This is a genomic window from Sutcliffiella cohnii (genome assembly GCF_002250055.1).
In the GTDB taxonomy this organism is placed as follows: Bacteria; Bacillota; Bacilli; order Bacillales; family Bacillaceae_I; genus Sutcliffiella; species Sutcliffiella cohnii.
Genome location: NZ_CP018866.1, coordinates 2,206,711 through 2,231,301, shown reverse-complemented (window position 1 = coordinate 2,231,301; position 24,591 = coordinate 2,206,711). Strand labels below are relative to the sequence as shown.

The window sequence follows — 24,591 nt, the reverse complement described above, 5'->3', positions numbered from 1 at the left end:
AACTAAAATTGTCTCCATTTCATATTTATAGTTATTCTATATCCTCTTCATCAATTATGCATTTTTCCACTAAATAATCAAAGGTGATATCTGCTAACTCTCCAATCTCTTCTTCGCTTGGGACATACCCTCTCCTCATTAATTCATTGTAAAAGAATTCGGCTATTTCATCCGTATCTATCACTACCTCTATTTCTCTCACAATCTCACTCCCTTTTCATGTATCCCTTCTTTAAGAAGAAATAGCACCCTCGAGTTTTTATGTACACCTTAGTTTGAATATATGTATTAATTTAGACAATATCACAAAAAAATAAACGAGAAGATAAATAATTATGACATACTTTCCTTCTTCAAGCCATACAATCTATTAACAATAGGACAAGCCTATTTTTAATATAGATGAGGAGTGAAACGAAATGAAGCAATTATTAAACAGATTCGAAGATGAGCAGTTTTTAGTTTCCATATTAGATAAGGTAAGTGAAAAAGCCATTATGTTTCTTTTTATTTTTGGGATCCCATTTTTTTTTCTATTAATTTGGCAATTTCTTCACTTACCAAGATAGTTTTCATTTTTATTATTTGTTAGACGCTTTAAATTTTCCATTGCTAAGTCCATAACGTGTTTATACTCTTCATCGTAAAAAAGCTCATATAAAACTCGATAATCATTATAAACATCTAGTAACCCATCAATAATCTCTTTTTGTGTTTTTGTTTTCTTATCTTTTTTTATTCGACTCATATCGTTTTGCAACTCCTGTTTATCTTGATAAAGGAGATACCGAAGCTCTATTTTTTGTTTTAAATAATCTGCCTTCTCCTTTGAAATGACAGTCGTTATCTCCTCCTCTGCCGCTTCTAACCACTCACCATCAGAAACCCTCACTAGTTCATATATGCTTTCTTCCCATGCATCTTCTTTATAACGCCATATTTCTGTACGAAAACCTATAATTCTAAACCATTCATCTCCATAACCTTTCACCTTAACTAAATCACCAATAAAATAGTTATACTCTATTTCTATTTCATCCGATAATATAATTTGGCCATTAAATTCTGTTAAAAAGGCTAGTGAAGCTTCTTCGTATAAATCTTCACTTTTATTCACTTCATAATAATATTCATTTTCAATAAACTGGACATCCGTAATTTTTCCAACTGTACCATATACCGTTATTACTACAATGTCTCCAATAGTAAACTTTGCTTTCTTAGCCACAATCCTACCTCCAGTACTACGGTTTATTATGAAAATTGCTAGAGAGTAGGTTACTTGAAGTGTGAGTAATACATTATATGCAAAAGAAAGAAAAGCGCTAAAGGATGTACGAATTTTTTCACAATACTTGTTAGGAATATTATTCCTTTTGTTAAAAAGCAAAGGTGATAAACTTTAAACTAACTCTTACATTCAAATGAAGTGAGTAATGTAAACTGTCCAATCAATTTAGAATTCAAAGCAAGAACAAAAGCGCAGGCGGCTCGTCCTGGCCCGACAAGAAAGGTGCGGCGCTGCAGGTGGACGCTCTTTGTCCACCGGAAGTGACTGACTTATGTCACGAGGGCCTTTTCCAAAGGAGCTAGACGTAGCAACACAAAGTTAGTAGTTATCCACAACTTTCCACTTTTATAATTTCCTAAACAATAAAAAAAGTAGTTCCATTGGAAATGGAACTACTTCTCCTGTTTACTGCTCATCCCTAATATATAAATCCCATGCTTCATCAAAGATTGTCATACTAGGTAAATAGTGTACGTTTAGCTCTAAATAATTACTAATTTCATGATAGCTTTTTGATTGTTTAGGAAAACTATGATCTTCATAAGCTGCATTTGCAAAACGACTTATATCCGTTTTTATAATGGCATGGCGATAATTAACTAAATAATGATAAAAAGACTTTGACACGTTAAACCCATCCTATTTTTTTCTTTTATTCTACAATAAATTATTTTACAATGAAAATAGTTTAGGTTGAAAAATCAAAGTAATACCTTTTTAAGATTTTTGGTTGAGCTAGTAATTGTTCATAATTCGTAATATCAGGAAGTAATTTCGTATCAATTAATAATAGATGATTTTCGATTATTTCCGTCGTTTCATCCGTTTGATATTGCATTCCACAATCCTCACAATGAATACATGGTGTCTCATTAATTGTGATTGCTCTAGAGCCGTCTGGTAACTCCCAGTATACAGTATTATTGGATTGATTCGCTTCTGTGGAACGGCACCATTTACATAACACCGTATTCGTCCTCCTTATTACTCAAATATATATAATTTAATTCATTTTCTTCATTTGAGCTTGATATTTTTTTTCCTTTAATTCATCCCTCTTATTTCGTTTATCTTTTAATGAACTATGGTTAGGGTCATGTTCATAACTTTTACGTCGATCCATTCTTGTTAAGCCTTCAGGAACGAGATTAAACTGGCTTTCATTCATTAATGCGGCAATGCCTGTATTAGATTTCTTTTCATCCATATTTGGATAAACTTTTTTGAAAAATTGCTCGGCAGTTCCTGATACATAATTTTCTGGTTCTGGATACGTTGTTATTACTCCTTCAAAGTTACGCAACACGACTTTATCTGCGCTTTGTGAAATAATATAATTCGGCTGGACAGCTATTTTTCCTCCACCGCCTGGTGCGTCAACTACAAATGTAGGAACTGCATACCCGGAAGTGTGACCGCGAAGTCCTTCTATTATTTCTAAGCCTTTTGAAATTGGTGCTCTAAAATGCCCAATTCCTTCTGATAAATCGCATTGATAAATGTAATAAGGTCTAACACGGATTTTTACGAGATCGTGCATTAATTTTTTCATGATTGCTACACTATCATTAATTCCTGCTAGTATTACTGCTTGATTACCAACTGGAACTCCTGCATTAACTAACATTTCACATGCCTTTTTAGATTCTTCGGTAATTTCAATGGAAGTATTGAAATGTGTATTAAGCCATACAGGATGGTATTTTTTTAAAATGTTACATAAGTTCTCGGTAATACGTTGTGGAAATACAACTGGTGCTCGTGTTCCAATTCGTATTATTTCTACATGTGGGATCGCTCTTAAATTTTTTAGAATGTACTCTAAAATTTGATCGTTAATTAAAAGTCCATCTCCACCTGATATAAGAACGTCTCGAACTTGTTCGTTATTCGCAATATAAGAAATCGCGCCATCTAATTGTTTTTTCGGTACCCCCATTCCAATCTGGCCAGAAAATCGTCTCCGAGTACAATATCTACAATACATCGAACATTGGTTTGTTACTAAAAATAAGACTCGGTCAGGATAACGATGCGTCAACCCTGCAACTGGGGAATCTTCATCTTCGTGTAACGGATCTTCTAAATCATATTTCGTTTTATATATTTCTTTTGAAATAGGTACAGATTGCATTCTGATCGGACATTTTGGATCAGTTTCATCCATTAAAGATGCGTAGTATGGTGTTATGTTAAGGGGAATTGTCTTCGTTGAAATTTTAACACCTTCCTCTTCCTCTGGTGTTAAATTAATAACCTTTTTTAAGTCGTCCAATGTTCTTATCGTATTTGTAAGCTGCCATAGCCAATCATTCCATTGCTCATCCGTAACATCTTTCCAAAGTTCAATATCTTTCCAATGTCTCTTTGGCTTAAACACATCATTTAACATAACTATCTCTCCTCCCTACCAACAACCATGCAAAAACCATGCCAACAAGAAAAGCGAAGGGCGCTCGCTCATCGGCGACAAGCATAAGGCAGGCGCTGCAGGTGGGCGGTTTTTGCCCACCGGAAGTGACTGACTTATGACCTCGAGCCGATAGCGCCCGCAGCTAGACAGATAGAAAAGCGGAGGCGGCTTGGTAGGTCTAATCAAACTGGAGCTTTTCCGCAGGAGATATAGGAAACACAACGAGCCGGAAGGCGAGTTGATGTTGACTTATCGTACGGAGGAAAAGTGAAGTTTGAGCAGGACCTAGCCGCCGTAGCTAGACAAACCGAAAAGCGAAGGGCGCTCGCTCATCGGCGACAAGCGCAGCGTCACCACTTTGCACAGTTTTACCATATAGTATGTGTGGTAAGAAGAATTGGTCTCTTATCTATTTATCTATCGTAACATTAAGTGATTTTTCCATTTTTGATAGCTTGTACTGCAGTGTTTGTCGAGGGATTTTTAGTAGTTTAGCAGCCTGTACAATATTTCCTTTTGTTTCCTGTAAAGCGTCAGTAATTAACTCCTTTTCTTTATGGGCTAGAATTTCTCTTAAAGAAGGTTGTTCCTCCCTCCCTTTCCTCTGCTTAACTAACCGCACAGGTTGTAACTTTAAAGGAAGGTCTTCAACCGTTATAACGTTTGAATCATTAGTGATAGTGATATACTCTAGTGTGTTTTTTAATTCACGAACATTACCTGGCCAATCGTAACGGGTAAAAGAGGTAAGTACACTTTCGGCGACCTTGTATCGATTAATATTTTGTTGTTTACTTAATATTTCTATGAAATTATTTACTAATAAGGGGATATCACCAACTCTATCTCGTAGTGGCGGTAAGTAAAGGCTACAGCTACAAACTCGATAAAAAAAGTCAGTTCTTATAATCCCTTTTTGTAAACAACTATCGGGACTTTCGTTCATTGCTGCTACGATACGGACATCAACTGTGATCGTTTGAGTTCCGCCAATTCTTCTTATTTTTCCGTCCTCTAATACACGAAGTAATTTAGATTGCAAGGAAATTGGCATAGAATTTAACTCATCTAAAAATAGGGTGCCACCATTAGCTAATTCAAAAAGACCAGGCCGATCTTCTGCACCAGTATAACTCCCTTTTTCCGTACCAAACAACGCACTTTCTAATAATGTTTCGGGAATAGCTGCACAATTTTGGGCAATAAAGGGCATGTCTTTTCGATAGGATGCATTATGAATCCCTTGGGCTACGATTTCTTTACCAGTGCCTGTTTCGCCGTAAATAACGATTGGAATTGTTGAAGTCGCAACTTTTTTTGCTTCTTCAAGTGTACGTAAACAAATTGGGTCTGACGTTAGAAAATGTTGAAACGTATAAGACGAATCGAGAGAAGAAGTACTCGTTGTTTTCTTATACAATCTTGATTGTAAGTCGATAAGTTTATTAGACAACATCTTTATCTTTCCATAATTTTTAGCAATCTCTACAGCACCCTTAACTTCTTCTCCTATAAGAATAGGAATAGTGGTGTTAACTGTTTCAATTAATTCGCCATTTTTATTTTCATACTTTTGATCTTGATGAAAAATAGCTTTTTTCGTCTTTAGTACTTTTAATAACGTACTAGTTTCTTCCGTTAAGGAAGGAAATACTTTTAAAATATGTTTACCTATAACTTCCTCCGTTTTCAATCCATCATGCTTTGCTGCAACTTCGTTATAAAAAATCGTGATACCATTTTCATCAACTGCATGAATTGCCTCATCTATACAAGATAATAAATGTTTCATCATATCATTACTCAATGCCTCTATTCCAGACAACTTCATCACCTGCCTATTTTTTGTCGTTTAGATGCCGAAAATTAGTCACTTTAAATTTTAACCCACATATTCATGTCTTCTATTTTGTCAAAAATATAACAATTATTTTTCAGTCTCCCGGTATATGTGTAATCTAATTGATGCAATACAGCATTCATTCCAAAAGATTGCGCTCTAGCGATGGAATAAATACACGTAATATTTTGCTGCTTTAGCTCATTCTCCAATGAAGTTATAATATGCTTCATATAACCTCCTTTTCTGCTACTAGGTAACGTTGCACAGTCGGTTATTTCTGCACTTTTTCCGACTATATTTATCTCTGCAGAGGCAGCTGCAATTATCTTCTCTGTTTCATCTTTTACATAATAAAAAACAGTGTTATTTTTCATTTGTTTTTCTATGTATTTTGGGTCAAATATTGGGACTGGATAAACGGTGAACACCTGTTTATATAGGATTGCTAACGCTTCAACGTCATGAACGGTTGCTTTTTCCAATTTAAAACCTTTTAATTCACTAGTAACAGTCACCTTTTCTTTATTTTGTACGATGTTCACTATTTCATCTTCCTTTATGAAATTTGGAGAATGGTATCTATCCTGCGTTTTATAACGACAAATAAAAAATCGGTCTTCACCTCTATAAAATTTTGGTACATATGCCTCTAATATGTATCCTTTATTAAGAAGAGGAAATAAATAATCTTGACTTGCTTTTATAATTATTTTTTCAACATAATTTTCTTTTTCTAAAGCATTAATATAATCGAATAAACTAGATAATTCTCCATCCATATTTTCAATTATTAATCTTTTATTGTAGTAATCTTTTACGCCCTCTAAAAGAATACCTTCTTCTCTACTTTCAAAATAATCTTTGTTATAAACTGTCATTCTATCACACTCCCTTTTACATACACTTCTATATAAACCATATAATCCCTTGTGAAAATTTTAAAGGAAGATCCCCCAGGCTAAGGAAAACTCACACCATGGGGGATAGAATATAGTAACAAATAATATCTATAATGAAATGTTATTTTCCCTAAACACGCTTAGCTTTAGTCTGGTTATTCCACTTTACACCAATCAACTAACGTACTTGCTACAATTTTAGCAGCCTGTATCATCTTTTTAATTTCAATATATTCATTAGGATAATGTGCTACTTCTGTTACCCCTGGACCAAAAACTACAGTAGGAATGTTTGCTACGTTTGTAAATAGTCCCCCATCGGTTCCCCATGGTGACGCTTCTACTATTGGTTTCTCTTTCGTTACATCTAAATAATTATTGCTTAAAACTTGCAAAAAGGAATGATCTAACGGAATCGAACCCGGTAACCAACGAGCCCCAAACCATTCTAGTTCCACTGGATTTTCTATAAACCAACTATCTTCTTTTTGTAAAGAAACCAATTTATTAGCTAACTCGGCTTTTACTTCCTCTATCGTTTCGTCCGGACCTACCCCTATCCGTCCTTCCACAGTTACTAGATCAGGAACAGAAGAAGGCCAATTACCTCCTGCTATTTTTCCGATATTAATTGGTAACGGAATCGGAATATTACTATATAAAGGATCTTTTATTTTTGAATTTCTAAAAGTCTCTAAGTCTTTTACGTATTCCATAACAGTTACAGATTTCTCAATTGCACTTACCCCTTCATATCTCGTTCCTCCGTGGGCAGACCTTCCATGGACTTTTAATCTAAACCATAAGGAACCTTGTTGTTTTGGGAAAATTTTCATATTTGTAGGTTCAGGAATAAGTACCGCATCTGCATGATAATTTTTCAAGATGGTAGCTAATGAACCTGCGCCACCACTTTCTTCCTCGATTACACTTTGAAATATTACATCTCCCTTTAATTTTACTCCGCATTGTTGAATGGCTTCCATTGCTAGAAGTAAGGCAACATTTCCACCTTTCATATCTGTTGTTCCTCTTCCGTATATTTTTCCCTCTTTTACAACACCAGAGTATGGGGCTTCATTCCATTGATTTTCTTCACCCTCGGGAACGACATCTATATGCCCGTTTAAAATAATCGAATTTCCACCACTTCCGCTTCCTTTCATTACGGCAACAACATTAGGGGAATTCATAAAATCTTTTCTATTAGAAATGAAGTTTTCATTTTGTTCAAGTTCTTTAAAATTAGGTTCCCAAATGTCAATTTGAAAACCTAGTTCTCTACATACCTCTACAACGATAGCTTGTGCTGCGCTTTCAGATCCTTGTACACTTTTCTCTTGTACTAGTCTTTGAAGAAGTTTAACCGCTTTTTGTTCATTTTTATCTATCCATTCATAAATATTTTCCTTAAATTGTTTAGTCATAAACATCCTCCCTTTCACTCATCACAACTTTCAAATGAGGTGAGATTTTCAGATTTGCTTCCGTACATTCGATTATATGTTCGATAGAATAACTCGGCATCACTTCGGTTAACATAATACCATTATCGTTAATTTCCATTACTCCCATTTCTGTTATAATCATATTTACACATTGAGGTGTTGTTATTGGAAGACTACAGTTGCGAACTATTTTACTTTCTCCATTTCGATTTGTGTGGTTCATTACTACAATTACTTTTTTTGCCTTTTGTGATAGTTCCATCGCTCCCCCCATACCTGGTACACGTTTTCCAGGAACAATCCAATTAGCTAAATCTCCCTTTTCACTAACTTGTAAACTACCTAAAATAGTAATATCTAATTTCCCTTTTCTGATCATTCCGAATGCTAAACTACTATCAAAAAATGAAGATCCTTTAATAGTTGTAACTGGATACCCAGCTGCATTACATAAATTTTCATCCTCAGATCCTTTATAAGGTGTTGGACCCATTCCTAAAATTCCATTTTCCGCATGAAACATCACATTCATATCGCTACCTATAAAATTCGGTACTAACGATGGGATACCTATTCCTAAGTTTACAATCATCCCAGCTCTTATTTCTCTCGCAGCTCTTTTCGCAATGAGTTCTCGTACGTTTCTTCCCATACCCACTTCCAGTCCACCCCTTTTGACGGTATTATATAGTCAACGTATATACCTGGTGTAATAATCTCCTCCGGATTTAAATCTCCTAATGGTACTATTTCATCTACTTCCACAATCGTAATATTTCCTGCCATCGCAACTAAAGAATTTGTATTTCTAGCACTTTTGTCAAATATTAAATTTCCAAAAGGGTCCGCTTTCTTGGCGTAACATATGGAAACATCAGCGGTTAATGCTGTTTCCACTAAGTATTTTTGTTCATTCAATTCAATCGTTTGTTTTCCTTTTGTCACTACATCACTATGAATACCAGTATCTGTTAAAATACCTGCGAGTCCTACACCGCCTGCTCTAATTCGCTCAGCTAACGTACCTTGGGGACTAAATTCGACTTCCATTAGACCGTCATGCATTAACTGGCCAGCGACAGGGTTAGAACCTATATGAGAAGCGATAAGCTTATTTACCCGGCCAGTACATACGAGTTTTCCTATTCCTATTGTAGGAAATCCAGCATCATTACCAATCAATGTAAGATTTTTAACTTTTGAATCTACAATTGCATTGATAATGGTAGGCGGGTTCCCAATTCCACCAAAACCGCCAAACATGATAGAGGTTCCATCCTTAAAAATAGTAATAATATCATCAATTTCTATTATCTTTCCAAAAGAATTGGCTACTTGTTTCATTGTTATACCCCCGATAACATTTCGCTTTCTAATTGTTTTAAACTTTTATCTAACAATGTAACTAAGTCGTCCACTTGCTTTTCAGTTATCGTTAAAGGAGGCGCAATGATAAATGCATCACCTCCGTTATTATCAATACCTGCATTTGCTGGATATATTAATAAACCGTTCCACTGAGCTATTTCAACTAATCTTTTGGTTACAGCTTTTTCGAAACTGAAAGGGTATTTTTTTACTTTATCAGCAACTAACTCTATTCCAATAAATAGACCCTTTCCTCTTACATCGCCAATTATTTTGTATGCATTTTTTAATTTTTGTAGTTTTTCAAATAAATAGTCTCCTATAATTGCTGCGTGTTCTACTAAATTGTTTTGCTCGATATATTGTAAAACTGCTAGTGATACAGCAGTTGATTGAGGATTGGCACTGTAAGTATGGCCACTCATAATAATTTTTGAACCTCTTAAAATAGGATCTATCACTTTATTACTAACTAAAGTTGCAGCAATTGGAGTATAGCCAGCACTCATTCCTTTTCCGATACAAATAATGTCGGGAACAACCTTCCAATGGTTAATTGCAAACATTTCACCAGTTCTTCCTATACCAGACATAACTTCATCTGCTATAAATAAAATGTTATAGGTATTACATATTTCTCTAATTTTTTCGTAATAGCCATCAGGAGGAGTGATGGCTCCTGCAGCAGCCCCTACAATTGGTTCTGCTATAAAAGCCGCGATGGAGTCTGGACCAACATCTAAAATAGCTCTTTCTAAATCAGTGGCACATTTTAACTGACAGTTAGGATAAGTATCCTCAAAAGGGCAACGATAGCAGTATGGTGGTTCAACAATTGGAGACTTTTCTAGTAAGGATTCAAACCTCTCTCTACGAGTCGTAAAACCTGATAGTGACAAGGCACCTATTGTAATACCGTGGTAACTATTCCATCTTGAAATAACTTTTGTTTTTTGTGGTAAACCGATCTCTTGCCAATGTTGTATAGCTATTTTCATAGCGGTTTCTATTGCTTCGGTCCCGCTATTTACGAAAAAGGACCAGTTTACATCTCCTGGGGAAATTTCCATGAGCTTCGTTGCTAACTTTTCAGAAGGTTCACTTGTAAATTGTGACCGATATACGAATGACACTTTACTCGCTTGGTCCATCATTGCCTCTATTACTGATTGAATATTATGTCCAATACTGGCAGTTACAGCTCCAGAGCAACCATCTAAATATTTATTTCCGGCTATGTCATATAAATATATCCCTTCACCATGGCTTATAACTGGATAGTCTTTATCTAATAATGGTTTTATTAAATAAGATGGCTCCATTTTACTTCCCCCCTCCATCTATCTACATTTTTTTGTACCTATATTATATGTATGTGTAATAAAACGTTTTCTTTCATTAAAAAACAGCTATCCCAAGTTTAGGTCAGCTGCTTTTTTCTTTCTTTTTCTTTCTCTTTTTCGGTTTGCTACTATTTCGGGCTTTTTCCCACTGTTCTCGATAAATTTCGTGGAGCAACTTCATTTCATAATCATTTTGGTTCATCCATTTTCCTCCTTCTTAATTTGTATTAGTATATACGTTTTTCTGTTTATTCATCATTTTAGTCGAACAATACAAAAAAAATAACTCCTTAGCTTTTCACTAAGGAGTTAATTTGGCATTACTTACAATAGCAAGAACCAACAATTATTAGTAGGATGAATAATACTACGATTAAAACGAAAGTATTACCTCCATGATAAGCTGGTGCTACAGCTGTCGGATAACCTCCACCACATGATCCATATGTGTAGTAACAGTAGTCGTGCATATTTGATCACTCCTGTTTTAAGTTTACATTGTAGACTATGTGTTAGGTTGTTGTCCCGTATGTGCGAATGCCCATTTTGTAAATGTATATTTAATTATTATTAGTAATTGAGTCTAATCGTTATTTTAAAAAGGGTTTAAGTTAACTATTTTTAAGAAAAAAGATTCTTATATTCGCCGTAACCTTCATCATCTAATTTATCAAAAGGAACAAAACGTAATGCTGCAGAGTTAATACAGTAACGTAGTCCACCTAAATGAACCGGTCCATCTTCAAAAACGTGACCGAGGTGAGAGTCTGCATCTTTACTCCTAACTTCGGTTCTTACCATTCGATGACTTACGTCAACTTCCTCTTTTATTTGTTGTTTATTAATCGGTTTTGTAAAACTTGGCCAACCGCAGCCTGCATCATATTTATCTAATGAACTAAAAAGAGGCTCTCCAGAAACGATATCTACATAAATCCCGTTTTCTGTATGGTCCCAATATTCATTACGGAACGGTGGCTCTGTTCCATTATTTTGGGTAACTTCATATTGCATTGGTGATAGTATTTCTTTTAATTTGCTGTCCTTCTCCTCATCTTTCCAATGCTGTTTAATAAAAGCATCACGACCAGAGCCAACACGATACATTTTATAGCGAAACTCATTCTTTTTATAGTAATCTTGATGGTAATCCTCTGCTTCATAAAATACCGTTGCAGGTAATATTTTCGTTACTATCGGCTTATTAAATCTTCCGCTATGTTCTAAAGCTTGTTTTGATTGTTCGGCAACTGTTTTTTGTTCTTCGGTATGATAAAAAATCGCAGTTCGATAACTATCGCCTCTATCATGGAATTGCCCGCCTTCATCCGTTGGATCTATTTGTTGCCAAAATAATTCAAGCAATTTTTCATATGAAAATAATTGTTCATTATATGTAATTTGTACTGCTTCATAGTGACCTGTTGTTTCAGAGCAAACTTCTTTATAAGTAGGGTTTTCTTTATGGCCGCCTGTGTATCCAGATACAACTTTTTCAATTCCAGGTTGCTCATCAAATGGTTTTACCATACACCAAAAGCATCCACCGGCAAATGTCGCTAATTGTAAATTCTTTTCACTCATTTAAAATCCCACCTTTATCCTTCTAATGTTTCTTTGAATATTATAACAATCTTTTTCTATAATGCCTAAATGTTTGTTCTTATAAACCAATCTGTTATCTATAAAAAATAGACAGGGTATGTTAAAATGTTCCGTACAGCTCTTAACGTTAACGGGAGGTTTTTATTAGAAATGAAGAAAAAAGTAGAAGTTTATGTTCTTTCAGGCTTTCTCGGAAGTGGAAAAACGACATTATTGAAACAAATAATCGAAGCGGAAAAAGAAGCAGGAAGACAAATAGCGGTAATTATGAACGAGTTAGGCAAAGTATCAATTGACTCTGATCAAGTTCCAAATGATACGCCATTGTCTGAACTTTATGATGGTTGCATTTGCTGCACTATTCAAGATAAATTAGAATCAACTTTTCAAGAACTTTTATTAAAAGAGCTTGATGCTATTTACATAGAAACAACAGGTGCAGCCCATCCAATAGAAGTAATCGATACGATACATTCTCCAGTTTTTGCAAACAAAATTGAATTAGCTAGCTGTATAACTTTGTTAGATGTTTTTTCTTGGAAAAATAGAAATAATTTTTCTATTCAAATACAACAATTATTAAAAGAACAATTAAAACATGCTGACCTTATACTTATTAATAAAACAGATTTACTTTCCGAGTCAGAAGTATCATCTATTCTTTTTGAAATTCAACAGATTAATAATAATGCAAAATATATCCTAACAACATTCGCAAAAATCCCTTCAAATAGTTGGAAGGGTTTAGACAGTGTTGAGCGTAAAAGTCATCATTCACTCCACGTACAAGAAAAATTAAATTTAAGAACTTTTGTTTATCAATTCACCCATGAGATTGATCTCGATGAATTTGAAAATTGGGTTAGAAATTTACCGGACAATATTTATCGAATTAAAGGTTATCTTAAATTTGAACATACATCAAGCATTTATTTATTTCAGTACTCATATGGTACACCGTTATATATAAAAGAAATTGTTAAAGTTCCTTTAAATTTAGTGTTAATTGGAGAAAACCTTAATATTGAGAAATTAACGAAAGGGTTAAATAATCTAGAAAATAAAAAATAGCAGCCTATAACTGCTATTTTTTATTTTGTTCTTCTTCTTTCTTTAATTGGTCATAGATGTTCTTTAGCTCAGTAATCGTATATTGGTCAAATGGTTTTCTCAGTTTAATTCCAACTTTACTAATATAGGAGATATAGTAATTTCTCACATAGTTCAAGGCTTTTGAAAGCTCATTACTCATAGTTTCACCGCCATTTTTAAACAAATTGTAAAGCTTGCTGAGGACATAAACATTAATTTTGTAAGCTGTTTTTACACGAATCTGTGTTAGCAATACATTAATTGTTAGATTTTCTAACATCACTTCAGACTTTTCTGTTAATTTATTTTATAATAGAAATAAGTTATGAGATTGGAAGTGAATTTGATGAATTTCGATGATAAATCATATAAAGAAAAGAAAGTAATTTCCATAGGCACTGTTAGGGAATTAACTGGATTATCTGAGAGACAAATTCGGTATTATGAAGAAAGAAAGCTTATTTTCCCGGCAAGAACTGCATCTGGCATTCGTAAATATTCATTTTTAGATGTTGAACGATTAGTTGATATAGCAAATCAAATTGAAGATGGGGTACAAACGTACGAAATAAGACAACAATGGAAAAAGAAAGAAAAGCAAAAAGAAGATTGGAAAAAACAAATGCTAAAAGGTCAATTACAAGCGCATTTTAAAAATTATGATGGAAAATAACTTTACGCAACGCTTTCACCAAATAAATAACCCTCGTCAATAGGATATTTTTTTCTTATGGAATAATTACTTAATATTTAACCCATATTAATTAAAAAATGGTGGAGGGTTTGACATGGCTGGACCTTATTTATGTCCGAATTGCAAAACAAATAGATCACGATTTAATATAATTGAACAAAAGGCGACGAGTGTAAAAATGGATCCAAAAACTGGAGAAGTTCTTAACGAGTTCTCCTCAGAAAATTTAGACCCCTTTCATTTAGCGTATAAAGGACCACAATACAAAGTTCAATGTGGAGCATGTGGGTTAATTGAAGAAGAAATTACATTTATTAAACGTGCACAAATGTAATGAAAACATCAAAAACATTCATCCTATTTACCTATTAGGTAAGTGGGATTTTTTCAGTGTCTTTTACTTAATTTCCAATTTCAGCAAGTTATTTATTTTTTTGCATATCCTTTATCATATAGAAAAATGATAAGGGGTGCTAAGATGCTTAAACGATATCATTATAGTGCATACGAGCGATACCAGCCGCATTATGTACCATTGTATCGTACGAAAAACCATGCTAATAATCTAACTTCCTATGTACGGTTTTTAAATGCTACACCAACTAGTGGTAGTGTAGATGTATATATAAACGACCAACAAGTCCTTCTCGAAAAAATGTTTAAACATAGTAGTCATTACATACCTTTACAGGAAGGAGAACAAAAGATTGATGTATACATTTCGAATACTAACCAATTACTTGCAAGCAGGATGATAAATATTAGAAAGAGCAATTGTTATACTTTATCGTTGGTTGGTCTAGAAGAATTTGAATTACTAAAAAAAGTTGATAGTTTATACACACAACCTGGGGAGTCCCAGTTACGTTTTGTACATTATTCTCCATTATCCCCTAGTATTGATGTAAAAGTTGTTTACGGAGATATTATTTTCCCTAATTTAAGCTACCGAGAGACAACACAATATTTAGCACTAACACCGATGACAGTTGATTTAAAAATAATAAACACAAATACAAAAGAAGTTATAATGGAATTAAATAGGGTTAACCTTAGAGCGAATGCGAGCTATACGGCAATAGTAATACCGCCAATTGAAAACAGTAATAAAGTTGATATACACTTTTTAAGTCCTTAATTTTTATTACATTATTTTTTTATCAGTAAATAAAAATATCAAAAAGGCTTCTACAAAGTAGATGCCTTTTTGATATTTATCTTTCTTAATTAGCACCAAGCAGCACCAACAATAATTAAAAGAATGAATAGAACTACGATTAATACGAACGCGCTACCTGCACCATAACCAGCACCTGCAACAGCTGGTCCGTAACCGTATGTTGGACAGCAACCCCAACCCATAGCTTTCACCTCCTTTAAAGTGATTGTTTATATATAGGAATACTGGTTAGAATCTTAAAATACCAGCACCCACAATTACTAATAAGATAAATAGAACAACAATTAACGCGAATCCTGTACCATATCCTCCAGGAGCACCCATGCTGTACACCTCCCCCTCTTTCCTAGTACTTAATGTATTCATTTAACCTAGAATGGGAAAGGCGAATGCCTATATAGGTAAAAAAAAACTAATTAATTCGTTGTGCATTTCTCAAGAACAAAAGCGTAGGCGCTTCGAACAGGCCTGTAAAAAAAGATTGTTCTGGTAGGAGATAAAGGAAACGCTCTGGCAACTGCGTTGAGTCGATGTTGACTTATCGTACTTCGGATATGGGAAGTTTGATAGGGCTTAGGCACCGGAGCTAGACGTAACAATATACTTCAGGAGTTATCCATAAATTTTTCAGTGTTATAATTTCCTTAGCAAAAAAAATAGACTGCCACAAAGGCAGCCTATTCAACAGGCACAAATAATTGAAAAACAAAATTATCTTGTTCTAAGTTAATATCGACGAATTTAACTTTTGTATCACTCGTTAAATGGAGATCATTTAATGAAACATAAATAGTACTATCCGATGGGTTAATATAAACCCATTCAGGTAAAGGATAGTTATCTGCCACATATTTTAATACCATTGAAACAGGTACTTGTAATCGACCAATTGACATAGAATCTTGAACTAGTAAGACGTCGCCATTTTCTTGTACTTGAGGGTCAAATGTCATCGTGAGCGGTATTTCTCTTTCAAATACTTTCATTTCTCCTCTAAGCTCCACCATATTTGTTAAAACAACTTCGTAATTTAACGGACGTTTCGTTTCTTTTTGTAAATAGTAGCTAATTAATTGATTTAAGTCATCTTTATTAGATTTTATAGTGAAACCAACTCTTTTTCTACTGTCATCATTATAATTAGTCTTAAAACGATTTTCTTTCGGAAGAAATACTAAAAGTAATACAATGGAACTAATAATAATATTTAGTGTTAATAGTGCAATGAAGCCGAATTTCCAAGTTAATATTTTTTGTAACATTTGTTGCCACTACTCCCTCTCTAACTCTTCCTCTCTAATGACCGTATTCTCTAACATTTTAATCACACGTTCGCCTATTAATCTATACCCATTTTCATTAGGATGAAACTGATCATCATAGAGAAGGTCTTCTTCAGGTTGTAAAAAGATATCTTGTACTTGGATAAATTGGATATCATTAAATTGATTTAATACAGAAATGCTCGTATCATTCCAATCGGTAACAACTTGATTAAATTCATCTATCTCCTGAAAAAATTGATAGAACGGATTGAATAAGCCTATTAAATAAATCGTTGCATTTTCGTTTATACTTCTTGTTTTTTCAAGTACTTCCGTTAATCTTGCACCGTATAATTGTTGTTCTTTTTCAAATAAAGGGAAAGTAAGTGATAAGAAATTTTCCCGAATAACTTTCATTAAGTCATTTCCACCAATTGTTATAAATATAACATCTGCATTTTGTAGTGATGATTGTATTTCCTCATTTTCTAACCTTGCTAATAAATGAGTTGTTCGATTCCCCTTCACACCTAGGTTCGTCTCTTTTACATTGTCTATATATAGCTTATCTTCATAATACTCTTTTATATAACTTGTATAACCACCATTATTCGTTCGGTCCCCTATCCCTTCTGTTAATGAATCTCCAAAAAAGACAATGGAATAAGTTCTATCGAAAAATTGAATTGGTACATCTTCTTTTTCAATAATTGCTATTTCTTTTTGTTTATTTTCTTCTAAATTTTCTATTCTGTTTCTTTCGAAGAAACTATCTTTAAATAATTCTTTCTCGGGAATCGTATGTTTCCGTTCATGGGCATTATTATACACGATACTCGTATTTGTTGCGTTATTAAGCTGACAACTTGTAAAGAGGCTAAGGACAAATAAGGGTAACAACCATACGAGAATTCGTCGTAACATTTATATCACCCTTTATCATTAATTTTTTATATTATAGCATTTCCATCGTATGAATGACACTTTCACGATGGTAAAAAAACATAAAAATCGTTCTTTTAATAAACAATATATTATAAATAGAATAAATGTTTTTAAAGGAGACAACTAAATGAAGAAAAAAGATGATGAGATTTTAGCATGTAATCAAGAGGTTTCTAAGGAATTATTTCAGAAGGAATTAGAGGTTATAGTAACAGATGGGATAGAAGCAGCGATGGAACAAGAAGAATTAGAAAGAGAGTGACATAAAATGAATTTTATAGCAAGAATAAAGGATGCTCTATATAGAACATCCTTTATTCGTTAGTAAGTATTTGTATATGATCTAATATTTCTTCGTACGGAACATCGATACCATCATAGCTCTTAACGATGATACCGTTTTGATCAATCAAATAAAAACTAGTCCCATGTATAACTTCAGCGTGTGGATCGTTTTTAGGCTTAACAACCCACGTTTTAAAATTTTTCTGTCCAAACTCTTCAATATATTTTTGAGAGTAACCCGTAATGAAATTCCAATTGTTAAAGTCCGCATCAAATCTTTCTGCAAATTCCTTTAATGTATCCGGGTCATCACGTTCTGGATCTACTGAAAAAGATAAAAATTGAACAGGTAATTGTTGTTCAGCTGCCATTGCTTGTAATTTGGACATGTTTGCTGTCATCGGAGAGCAAACTGTTGTACAATTAGTAAAAATTAAAGTCGCTACTGTAATATTACCTTTCATATCTGACAGTCCGAAAGGCTCATTATCTTGGTTAATGTGCTCAAAATCGGCAAGTTCCCAATTTGTCGCGTTTGGAATTTTGTTAGTGCCACAAGCTGTTAACAATAATAGAAGAGCAACTATTAAAAATGCAATTATTTTATTTTTCTTCAACCTTTTCACCTACTAAATAGTTATGCTACAACAATAGTATCAGAATAGACAATAAAGGTATAGTAAAGAAGTTGTTTTTCAAAATTTCCTCGATTATTGTTAACAGTTTCTTCACATTAGAAAACTTTTTATCTTGTAAAATTTAAAAAGTTGTTTTTTCTTCTATGTTAACATCACTAGTAAGTACTCTTATCACATCGTTAATGAAAGCAGGATAATTATAATTTAACCCTATCCGGTGAACTGGGTAATCTGCTAGTTGTATCATTTGTCTAAAATCTCCAATTGTTTGACCGAAAGATTCACCGATATTAACGACAACTTTCACCGGTCTAGTTTCGTAGTACATTTTATCTTCATTAATAATTGCCCATAAGGTAATTAGGTCGTGCAACGGTGCTCCTTCAATAGTCGGGATATGAGCCTTATAAAATTGATAATAATAATTTAACATCGGCTTTATGATCTTTCCTATTTCGGTTTGTTTTAATTGGTTTTGTTTATCAATAAAATTTATCATCTCGGGTGTAATTATAGCACTTTGTGTAACATTTAAAGGAATTATTGTAATATTACGTCCATAAGTTAACACAATGTTAGCTGAGTATGGATCGCCAAATATGTTAGCTTCGGCAATTGGGGTAACGTTTCCAGGAAAATTAAAGGCACCTCCCATTATATATAACTCTTTTACTTTAGCAACTGTATCTGGATATAAAATATAGGAGGTAGCTAATGAAGTTAATCGACCTGTATTCACAATAATTAAATCTTCATTATATTGTTCTATTAAATCATAAATTACATGAAAATTTTCGAAATCGTTCTCGAAATGGTTGGTTAAATCTGGTGGGATAAAACCACCAAACCCCTCTTCCCCGTGTATTTCTGGATAAAAGACATCTGATGTGCCTAACGCAGACCTTTCCGCTCCAGCAATTATCGGTATTTCATAACTTTGTGAAACCTCTTGTAAATACCGTGCATTTCTAAGTGCTGTTGACTTAGTAACATTTCCATAATCAGCTACTATTCCAACTATATCTATTTCATCTTCAAAAAACGCGTAAATGAGTGCCACGATATCATCTATGCCAAAATCACCAAAAAACAATACTTTTCTTCCCAATTAACATCCCCCCCTTAAACAATATATTATTTTACCTCGTAATCATTCATTTATTAGATTGGTCTTAATAAAAATAGACAAACGTACAAGCAACGACACTTGTACTAGAATACGGTAATAGTGTATTTGAATGAAGGAAGGAGGAAGAGCATGTCACACTATTATGGTATTTGTCAACGTTATCACGGAAAAGTAGTATCCATTTCTTGTAGAGATGGACGTAAACATGTAGGGAGAATAGTAAGAGTATCACCAAGGATGGTTTATATTCAACCTACTGGTGGGGTTCGTGGAGGATATGGCTATGGCTTTTACGGAGGATGGGGTTGGGGTTATCCAATTGGGATACCTCTAGCATTTATAACTGGTGTTGTTTTAGGTGGTTTACTGTTCTGGTAATTTTGAATTGTTTCTATGCCTATTCATTTAAATATTAATAGATGGTCAATTATAGAAGCAGGATATCCAAATATAATAAGTACTACAATCAAGATAAATGAAAAAGAGTAGTCTAACTACTCTTTTTTCATTTATCGTATGTAATTAACATGTTTATTCTGTGTAATACATAAAGCCTATAGCTCCAGCTCCAGTATGTGTCGCGATAATAGGTGTAGTGTGAGCAATTTCTATTTGTGAAAAGCCTGTTGCTTTAATAATTGACTCTTTAATGGCTTCGGCTAATGGCAATGCACTTGCGTGTGCAATTCCTACTCCCTTTATGACCTTTCCGGTTGTATCTTCTACAAATCTTTTTGTTAAAAACTTTACAATTTGTGAATGACTTCTAACTTTTGTTACAGGAGTATATACACCGTCATCGAGAGAAGCAATTGGTTTAATGTTTAACAGTGAACCAATTAACGCTTTTCCGCGACCTATTCTGCCACCTTTTACTAAGTTATCGAGCGTATCAACCGTAATAAACAATTGGGTTTTATTCCGTATTTTTTCTATTTGATTAATTATCTCTTCCTTTGTTTTTCCATCAAGAGCCATTTGAGCAGCTTCTACTACTTGGAATGAAAGAGCAAAAGAAATAAATCTAGAGTCAATTACTGTTACATCAGCTTCGGAAATATTAGCAGCAGTTTCTGCTGACGCAACAGTTCCACTCATTCCGCCAGTCATATGTATAGAAATAATAGAGCTTCCATCTTCACCTAGTCGATTGTAAACATCAACGAATTTACCTACAGAAGGTTGAGAGCTCTTTGGGAGTTCTTCCGAAGTAGCCATTTTCTGCATAAACTCAGGAGGGCTAATATCAATTCGATCTTCATACGATTCTTTATCTATCGTTATCGTTAAAGGAACAACCTCTATTTGTAAGCGACTTAAAATTGATTGTTCAATATCTACTGTAGAATCGGTTACTATTTTCACTTTTGACAAATTCTTCACTTCCCTAAATCAAATTCCGCTAATATAAAATGAATAAATATTTAATATTATATTTTCCATTCAATCTTATATTATTTCTTACCCAAAATAACAAAAAAAGAAACAGGCTTTCTTACCTGTCCCAATAGTAACATATTCAAAGATAATTATACATTACTTTTCATCTCGTCTTTTTGTACAATTTGGCAATATACTGGCCATTTTAGTACAGATTTTAAATATTCACGAAAAGAATAGTAGGCCTTTGGCGTAGTTTCTCTCATTATTTTAGTAAGAAAAATTTGCAGTTTTCCGGCTACCATAAAATGATACGTGCTATCGTCCTCCAATACTGGAATTTCTGTGACTTTTACCTTCTGTCCAACTTCATTTGTGAACTCTAGGCTTTTCCATAGCAAAATATCAATCCTCATTTTTTACCCGTTTGATTCCATTATACGATAAAGAATAAAAAATATAAATCGTTTTCAATTGACATAATGAGTCAAATTATTCGAAAGTCCCCTTCTTAATAATGTGTTTGTCTTTTATCATGACATTCCCTTTTGCTATTACAGACATAATAGTTAAATTTTTGTCTAATAATAGTAAATCTGCATCTTTTCCTTTCTGTATTTCTCCCTTATTGTTCAGCTTTAAGATTTTTGCTGGATTTTTAGTAATGACTGCGAGCGCTTGTTCTAACGGGATATTATAGTCAACTACCGCTTTTTTTACAGCTTCAAAAAGGGAACTTAATTTACCAACTTGAAGCCCAATGAGATCTCCATTTTCGTTAAATTCTGGCAAACTTCCTTGTGCATCAGAAGTAAATGTAATTTGGTCAAGAGATACACCTGCTTTCAACATTTCACTTAATGCAGTAGCACAACTTACTTCTCCATTTGAAAGGAAACGTTGAACGGTACTAGTCGTAAAATCTACATAACCTCCCTTTAAAGCCCAACGTACTCCCTCTTCAAATACTTCTCGATTACGATTAATATGAGTAGGATAAAATTGTGTAATAGGTATATCCGTTTCATCAACAACTTTTTCTAACAAGCTTAGTTTAGATTTTCCTGCTCCGACATGAATATTAACAATACCGCTTTTTCCTGAGAGCATCCCACCGATTCGTGACGCAGATGCAATTTTCGCCATCTCTTCAAATGTAGGCTGTGAAGAACGATGGTCAGCTATTGCGATTTCTCCACTTCCGATAATTTTATCAATTAAAATTAAGTCGTTCTCAATGGTGTCTGTTAATGTTTTCACAGGAACTTGATAAGAACCTGTATAAATATAACTTGTGATACCTTCTTCTTCTAACGCTCGACATTTTGCTAGTAAAGAAGCCATTGTTCGAGTAGTGCCGTCTGTCCCGATTACTCCGACAACAGTTGTTATCCCACTAGTCGTTGCGTCAGTTAAGGTCGTTTCTGGAGTTCTAGTGCGATAGCTTCCTTCTCCACCGCCTCCCATTATATGAACATGTGCGTCAATAAAACCAGGAACTAAATATTGGTCAAAACCATTAATAACTTCTATTTGAGCACAGTTCGATTCAACTATTATTTCTTCTTCAACAGCTTCAATTTTTCCTCCAACAATTAATACATCTTTTTTTCCTATGTATGAAGGCGTATATACGTCAGCACCTTTAATAATTTTAATCATAACTTTCCCTCTTTTCAAAAAATTGACTGTAAAAATAAACTCGCCTAGTGACGAGTTTATTTTAATTGTTCTATTACATTTTGTAATTGTACCGCTAATTCTTTTGAATCAATTTTCCCTTCAGGTAAAGTGATCGGTTCTCCAATTACTACTGATACGTTCCCTGGTTGAAAGCCCCATTTACTCTTTTCCATTATAACGTAGGAACCAGAAATTTTGATTGGGACAATTGGTACTTTACTATCAATTGCTAGACGTAAACCACCGGTTTTAAATTCATTCATCTTCGAACCTTTACTTCTTGTACCTTCAGGAAATAGAACAATTGAATTACCGGCTTTCATTTTCTCAACACCGTCTCTTATCGACATTATCGCCTTTCTTCTGTCAGTGCGGTCTAAAAATACACATTCCATCACTTCCATCCAACGGGAGATTAGCGGGATTTTTTTTACTTCAATTTTTGATATAAATCCAAATGGTTTATTTATATACCCTAATAAAATTGGTACATCAAAGTTCCCTTGATGGTTACTAACGAGTAACACTGGTCCAGGTGGAATATTATCTTCGCCAGAAACGGACACTTTTGTACGCGTTAGTTGAACTAAATTTTTAGCCCAATTTTTTGGTAAACGATGTGTAATTTCTCTTTTCTCTTCTTCTGTTAGAGTATGTGGTAATTTTTTTAATTTCTTTAAAGTAGGTAAACTGTAAAGTAAATACCCAAAAAAGAAAATAAACCACCAAACTGTTCTTAATAAGGACATAAATGTTACTCCTTAATGGCTGTTTCTTTTATAAACTTGAAAATAATAATCGTAAGGGTTTTTCTCATTTTTCGGCCCTTTTTCTTCTGATATTAAAGACCAGTTACTTATATCTATAGGAGGAAACAAAGTATCTCCTTCAAACTCTTCATCAATATAAGTAATAAATAAACGATCAGCTATTGGCATAGCTTGTTCAAAAATGGAAGCGCCCCCTATTACAAAACAGTCTTCATTCCACTTTTGTATTTCATCAATGGAATGAATCACTTCACATCCGTCAACGTTATAGTCTTTTTGTTTTGTTACGATAACGTTTCGTCTTCCCGGCAAAGGTTTACCAATTGATTCGAAAGTCTTTCTTCCCATAACGATAGTAGACCCCATCGTTATTCGTTTAAAATAAGCAAGATCTGCAGGTAAGCGCCAAGGTAAATCATTATCCTTACCGATAACTTTATTTCGGTCATACGCTACAATAAATTGAATCATACGCTTACTACCCCTTTAATATGTGGATGTGGATCGTAATCCTCTAGTGTAAAATCTTCAAACTTATAATCAAAAATCGATGTTACTTCTTTATTAATGTTCATTTTTGGAAGCGGTCTTGGTTCTCTTTCCAACTGTAATTTTACTTGGTCAATATGGTTCGTATATATATGAGCATCCCCTAATGTATGAACAAAATCTCCTGGTTCTAGATCGCAAACTTGCGCCACCATTAAAGTAAGTAAAGCATAAGAGGCAATATTGAAAGGAACACCTAAAAATACATCAGCTGAACGTTGATACAATTGACAAGATAACTTACCGTCTGCTACATAAAATTGGAACATTGTGTGACATGGAGGCAATGCCATGGAATCAACATGTTCAACATTCCATGCACTTACTATTAATCTTCTAGAATCTGGGTTTGTTTTAATTTGATGAATAAGATTTGTAATTTGATCGATTGATTCGCCAGTTGAAGTTGGCCAAGAACGCCATTGGTAACCATAAACTGGACCTAAATCACCATTTTCATCTGCCCATTCATTCCAAATTCTAACACCATTATCTTTTAAGTAAGCTATATTTGTATCCCCTTTTAAAAACCAAAGCAATTCATGAATAATAGATCGTAAATGAAGCTTTTTAGTAGTGACTAGAGGAAAACCTTCTTGTAAATTAAACCTCATTTGGTATCCAAATGTAGAAATTGTCCCCGTTCCTGTCCGGTCTTCTTTTTTTGTTCCATTTTGTAAAATATGTTCACATAAATCTAGATATTGTTTCATTTCATTCACCTTTCATCACATTACTTAATTCATTATTATATTCTATCAAAAAAAAGCA

The 24,591-nt window shown here is 33.8% G+C and carries 33 protein-coding genes; 7 read left to right on the top strand and 26 right to left on the bottom strand.

What is annotated here, in order from left to right; genetic code table 11:
* Positions 1-31 precede the first annotated feature (31 nt).
* Positions 32-202 (bottom strand): YozD family protein, encoded by a 171-nt coding sequence (locus tag BC6307_RS11025; RefSeq protein WP_084380706.1) that lies wholly within the window; start codon positions 200-202, stop codon positions 32-34.
* 217 nt (positions 203-419) lie between these two features.
* On the opposite strand from BC6307_RS11025, the gene BC6307_RS24790 reads away from it, so the two are divergent.
* Positions 420-569, top strand: coding sequence for a hypothetical protein (locus BC6307_RS24790; protein ID WP_157076711.1), 150 nt, complete (start codon positions 420-422; stop codon positions 567-569).
* Here the strand turns inward: BC6307_RS24790 and BC6307_RS11020 are convergent.
* The 12 genes from BC6307_RS11020 to msrA form a co-directional block, all read right to left on the bottom strand.
* Positions 554-1,228, bottom strand: coding sequence for a hypothetical protein (locus BC6307_RS11020; RefSeq protein ID WP_235858301.1), 675 nt, complete (start codon positions 1,226-1,228; stop codon positions 554-556). The genes BC6307_RS24790 and BC6307_RS11020 overlap by 16 nt on opposite strands.
* A 468-nt stretch (positions 1,229-1,696) precedes the next feature.
* Positions 1,697-1,918 carry a YozE family protein gene (locus BC6307_RS11015; RefSeq protein WP_066422010.1) on the bottom strand — a complete coding sequence of 74 codons (222 nt, stop codon included), beginning with the start codon at positions 1,916-1,918 and terminating at the stop codon, positions 1,697-1,699.
* A 61-nt stretch (positions 1,919-1,979) separates the two neighbouring features.
* Positions 1,980-2,258 carry a YokU family protein gene (locus BC6307_RS11010; RefSeq protein WP_066422012.1) on the bottom strand — a complete coding sequence of 93 codons (279 nt, stop codon included), beginning with the start codon at positions 2,256-2,258 and terminating at the stop codon, positions 1,980-1,982.
* A 36-nt stretch (positions 2,259-2,294) separates the two neighbouring features.
* Positions 2,295-3,683, bottom strand: coding sequence for a lysine 2,3-aminomutase (gene kamA, locus BC6307_RS11005; protein ID WP_066422014.1), 1,389 nt, complete (start codon positions 3,681-3,683; stop codon positions 2,295-2,297).
* A gap of 430 nt (positions 3,684-4,113) precedes the next feature.
* Positions 4,114-5,535 (bottom strand): sigma-54 interaction domain-containing protein, encoded by a 1,422-nt coding sequence (locus BC6307_RS11000; RefSeq protein WP_066419644.1) that lies wholly within the window; start codon positions 5,533-5,535, stop codon positions 4,114-4,116.
* Positions 5,536-5,579: 44 nt separating this feature from the next.
* Positions 5,580-6,425 (bottom strand): putative beta-lysine N-acetyltransferase, encoded by an 846-nt coding sequence (gene ablB, locus BC6307_RS10995; RefSeq protein ID WP_066419646.1) that lies wholly within the window; start codon positions 6,423-6,425, stop codon positions 5,580-5,582.
* Between the two features lie 176 nt (positions 6,426-6,601).
* Positions 6,602-7,873 (bottom strand): peptidase, encoded by a 1,272-nt coding sequence (locus BC6307_RS10990; protein WP_066419648.1) that lies wholly within the window; start codon positions 7,871-7,873, stop codon positions 6,602-6,604.
* Positions 7,866-8,552: a 3-oxoacid CoA-transferase subunit B gene (locus tag BC6307_RS10985; protein WP_066419655.1), complete on the bottom strand. Its 687-nt coding sequence runs from the start codon at positions 8,550-8,552 to the stop codon at positions 7,866-7,868. Before BC6307_RS10985 ends, BC6307_RS10990 begins: the two co-directional genes overlap by 8 nt.
* A complete protein-coding gene (locus BC6307_RS10980) occupies positions 8,495-9,238 on the bottom strand; it encodes a CoA transferase subunit A (RefSeq protein ID WP_066419657.1) in 744 nt (247 codons plus the stop codon). The genes BC6307_RS10985 and BC6307_RS10980 overlap by 58 nt, the downstream gene beginning before the upstream one ends.
* 2 nt (positions 9,239-9,240) lie before the next feature.
* Complete coding sequence (locus BC6307_RS10975; protein WP_066419658.1) at positions 9,241-10,584, bottom strand: aspartate aminotransferase family protein; 1,344 nt, start codon at positions 10,582-10,584, stop codon at positions 9,241-9,243.
* A 341-nt stretch (positions 10,585-10,925) separates the two neighbouring features.
* Positions 10,926-11,075 (bottom strand): YjcZ family sporulation protein, encoded by a 150-nt coding sequence (locus BC6307_RS10970; RefSeq protein ID WP_084380625.1) that lies wholly within the window; start codon positions 11,073-11,075, stop codon positions 10,926-10,928.
* A 151-nt stretch (positions 11,076-11,226) separates the two neighbouring features.
* A complete protein-coding gene (gene msrA / locus BC6307_RS10965; protein ID WP_066419660.1) occupies positions 11,227-12,189 on the bottom strand; it encodes a peptide-methionine (S)-S-oxide reductase MsrA in 963 nt (320 codons plus the stop codon).
* A gap of 171 nt (positions 12,190-12,360) precedes the next feature.
* Between msrA and BC6307_RS10960 the strand changes: the two genes are divergently transcribed.
* Positions 12,361-13,281, top strand: coding sequence for a CobW family GTP-binding protein (locus BC6307_RS10960; RefSeq protein ID WP_066419688.1), 921 nt, complete (start codon positions 12,361-12,363; stop codon positions 13,279-13,281).
* Between the two features lie 13 nt (positions 13,282-13,294).
* On the opposite strand, the gene BC6307_RS24785 is transcribed toward BC6307_RS10960, so the two are convergent.
* Positions 13,295-13,462 carry a hypothetical protein gene (locus BC6307_RS24785; protein ID WP_157076693.1) on the bottom strand — a complete coding sequence of 56 codons (168 nt, stop codon included), beginning with the start codon at positions 13,460-13,462 and terminating at the stop codon, positions 13,295-13,297.
* A gap of 186 nt (positions 13,463-13,648) precedes the next feature.
* Between BC6307_RS24785 and BC6307_RS10950 the strand changes: the two genes are divergently transcribed.
* From BC6307_RS10950 to BC6307_RS10940, 3 genes are all read left to right on the top strand, one after another.
* The gene (locus BC6307_RS10950) at positions 13,649-13,975 is read left to right on the top strand and encodes a MerR family transcriptional regulator (RefSeq protein WP_066419664.1); all 327 of its coding nucleotides are present in this window, start codon (positions 13,649-13,651) and stop codon (positions 13,973-13,975) included.
* Between the two features lie 115 nt (positions 13,976-14,090).
* Positions 14,091-14,330, top strand: coding sequence for a DNA alkylation repair protein (locus BC6307_RS10945; protein ID WP_066419665.1), 240 nt, complete (start codon positions 14,091-14,093; stop codon positions 14,328-14,330).
* 144 nt (positions 14,331-14,474) lie between these two features.
* Entirely contained in the window at positions 14,475-15,134 is a 660-nt protein-coding gene (locus tag BC6307_RS10940; protein ID WP_066419666.1) for a DUF4397 domain-containing protein, read from the top strand.
* 89 nt (positions 15,135-15,223) lie between these two features.
* Here BC6307_RS10940 and BC6307_RS10935 read toward each other — a convergent pair whose 3' ends face one another.
* From BC6307_RS10935 to BC6307_RS10920, 4 genes are all read right to left on the bottom strand, one after another.
* Complete coding sequence (locus tag BC6307_RS10935; RefSeq protein WP_084380629.1) at positions 15,224-15,358, bottom strand: YjcZ family sporulation protein; 135 nt, start codon at positions 15,356-15,358, stop codon at positions 15,224-15,226.
* Positions 15,359-15,404: 46 nt separating this feature from the next.
* Positions 15,405-15,500, bottom strand: coding sequence for a YjcZ family sporulation protein (locus BC6307_RS10930; protein ID WP_157076695.1), 96 nt, complete (start codon positions 15,498-15,500; stop codon positions 15,405-15,407).
* A 353-nt stretch (positions 15,501-15,853) separates the two neighbouring features.
* Entirely contained in the window at positions 15,854-16,438 is a 585-nt protein-coding gene (locus BC6307_RS10925) for a YpmS family protein (RefSeq protein ID WP_066419667.1), read from the bottom strand.
* A gap of 9 nt (positions 16,439-16,447) precedes the next feature.
* On the bottom strand, positions 16,448-17,365 hold the full coding sequence (locus tag BC6307_RS10920; RefSeq protein WP_066419668.1) for an SGNH/GDSL hydrolase family protein: 918 nt from the start codon (positions 17,363-17,365) through the stop codon (positions 16,448-16,450).
* 148 nt (positions 17,366-17,513) lie between these two features.
* On the opposite strand from BC6307_RS10920, the gene BC6307_RS25545 reads away from it, so the two are divergent.
* A complete protein-coding gene (locus tag BC6307_RS25545) occupies positions 17,514-17,648 on the top strand; it encodes a hypothetical protein (protein ID WP_268874286.1) in 135 nt (44 codons plus the stop codon).
* Positions 17,649-17,700: 52 nt separating this feature from the next.
* On the opposite strand, the gene BC6307_RS10915 is transcribed toward BC6307_RS25545, so the two are convergent.
* On the bottom strand, positions 17,701-18,288 hold the full coding sequence (locus BC6307_RS10915) for an SCO family protein (RefSeq protein WP_066419670.1): 588 nt from the start codon (positions 18,286-18,288) through the stop codon (positions 17,701-17,703).
* Positions 18,289-18,430: 142 nt separating this feature from the next.
* The gene (locus BC6307_RS10910) at positions 18,431-19,417 is read right to left on the bottom strand and encodes a nucleoside hydrolase (protein WP_066419672.1); all 987 of its coding nucleotides are present in this window, start codon (positions 19,415-19,417) and stop codon (positions 18,431-18,433) included.
* Positions 19,418-19,567: 150 nt separating this feature from the next.
* On the opposite strand from BC6307_RS10910, the gene BC6307_RS10905 reads away from it, so the two are divergent.
* The gene (locus tag BC6307_RS10905; protein ID WP_066419674.1) at positions 19,568-19,816 is read left to right on the top strand and encodes a hypothetical protein; all 249 of its coding nucleotides are present in this window, start codon (positions 19,568-19,570) and stop codon (positions 19,814-19,816) included.
* A 153-nt stretch (positions 19,817-19,969) separates the two neighbouring features.
* On the opposite strand, the gene BC6307_RS10900 is transcribed toward BC6307_RS10905, so the two are convergent.
* The 6 genes from BC6307_RS10900 to BC6307_RS10875 all read right to left on the bottom strand — a co-directional run bounded on the left by BC6307_RS10900 (position 19,970) and on the right by BC6307_RS10875 (position 24,533).
* Positions 19,970-20,812 (bottom strand): DegV family protein, encoded by an 843-nt coding sequence (locus BC6307_RS10900; RefSeq protein ID WP_066419676.1) that lies wholly within the window; start codon positions 20,810-20,812, stop codon positions 19,970-19,972.
* A gap of 155 nt (positions 20,813-20,967) precedes the next feature.
* Positions 20,968-21,219 (bottom strand): DUF2535 family protein, encoded by a 252-nt coding sequence (locus tag BC6307_RS10895; RefSeq protein WP_066419677.1) that lies wholly within the window; start codon positions 21,217-21,219, stop codon positions 20,968-20,970.
* Between the two features lie 91 nt (positions 21,220-21,310).
* On the bottom strand, positions 21,311-22,480 hold the full coding sequence (gene iadA / locus BC6307_RS10890; protein WP_066419679.1) for a beta-aspartyl-peptidase: 1,170 nt from the start codon (positions 22,478-22,480) through the stop codon (positions 21,311-21,313).
* Positions 22,481-22,536: 56 nt separating this feature from the next.
* A complete protein-coding gene (locus BC6307_RS10885; RefSeq protein ID WP_066419681.1) occupies positions 22,537-23,250 on the bottom strand; it encodes a lysophospholipid acyltransferase family protein in 714 nt (237 codons plus the stop codon).
* Between the two features lie 12 nt (positions 23,251-23,262).
* A complete protein-coding gene (locus BC6307_RS10880) occupies positions 23,263-23,742 on the bottom strand; it encodes a dihydrofolate reductase (protein ID WP_066419683.1) in 480 nt (159 codons plus the stop codon).
* Positions 23,739-24,533 (bottom strand): thymidylate synthase, encoded by a 795-nt coding sequence (locus tag BC6307_RS10875; RefSeq protein ID WP_066419684.1) that lies wholly within the window; start codon positions 24,531-24,533, stop codon positions 23,739-23,741. Before BC6307_RS10875 ends, BC6307_RS10880 begins: the two co-directional genes overlap by 4 nt.
* Positions 24,534-24,591 lie beyond the last annotated feature (58 nt).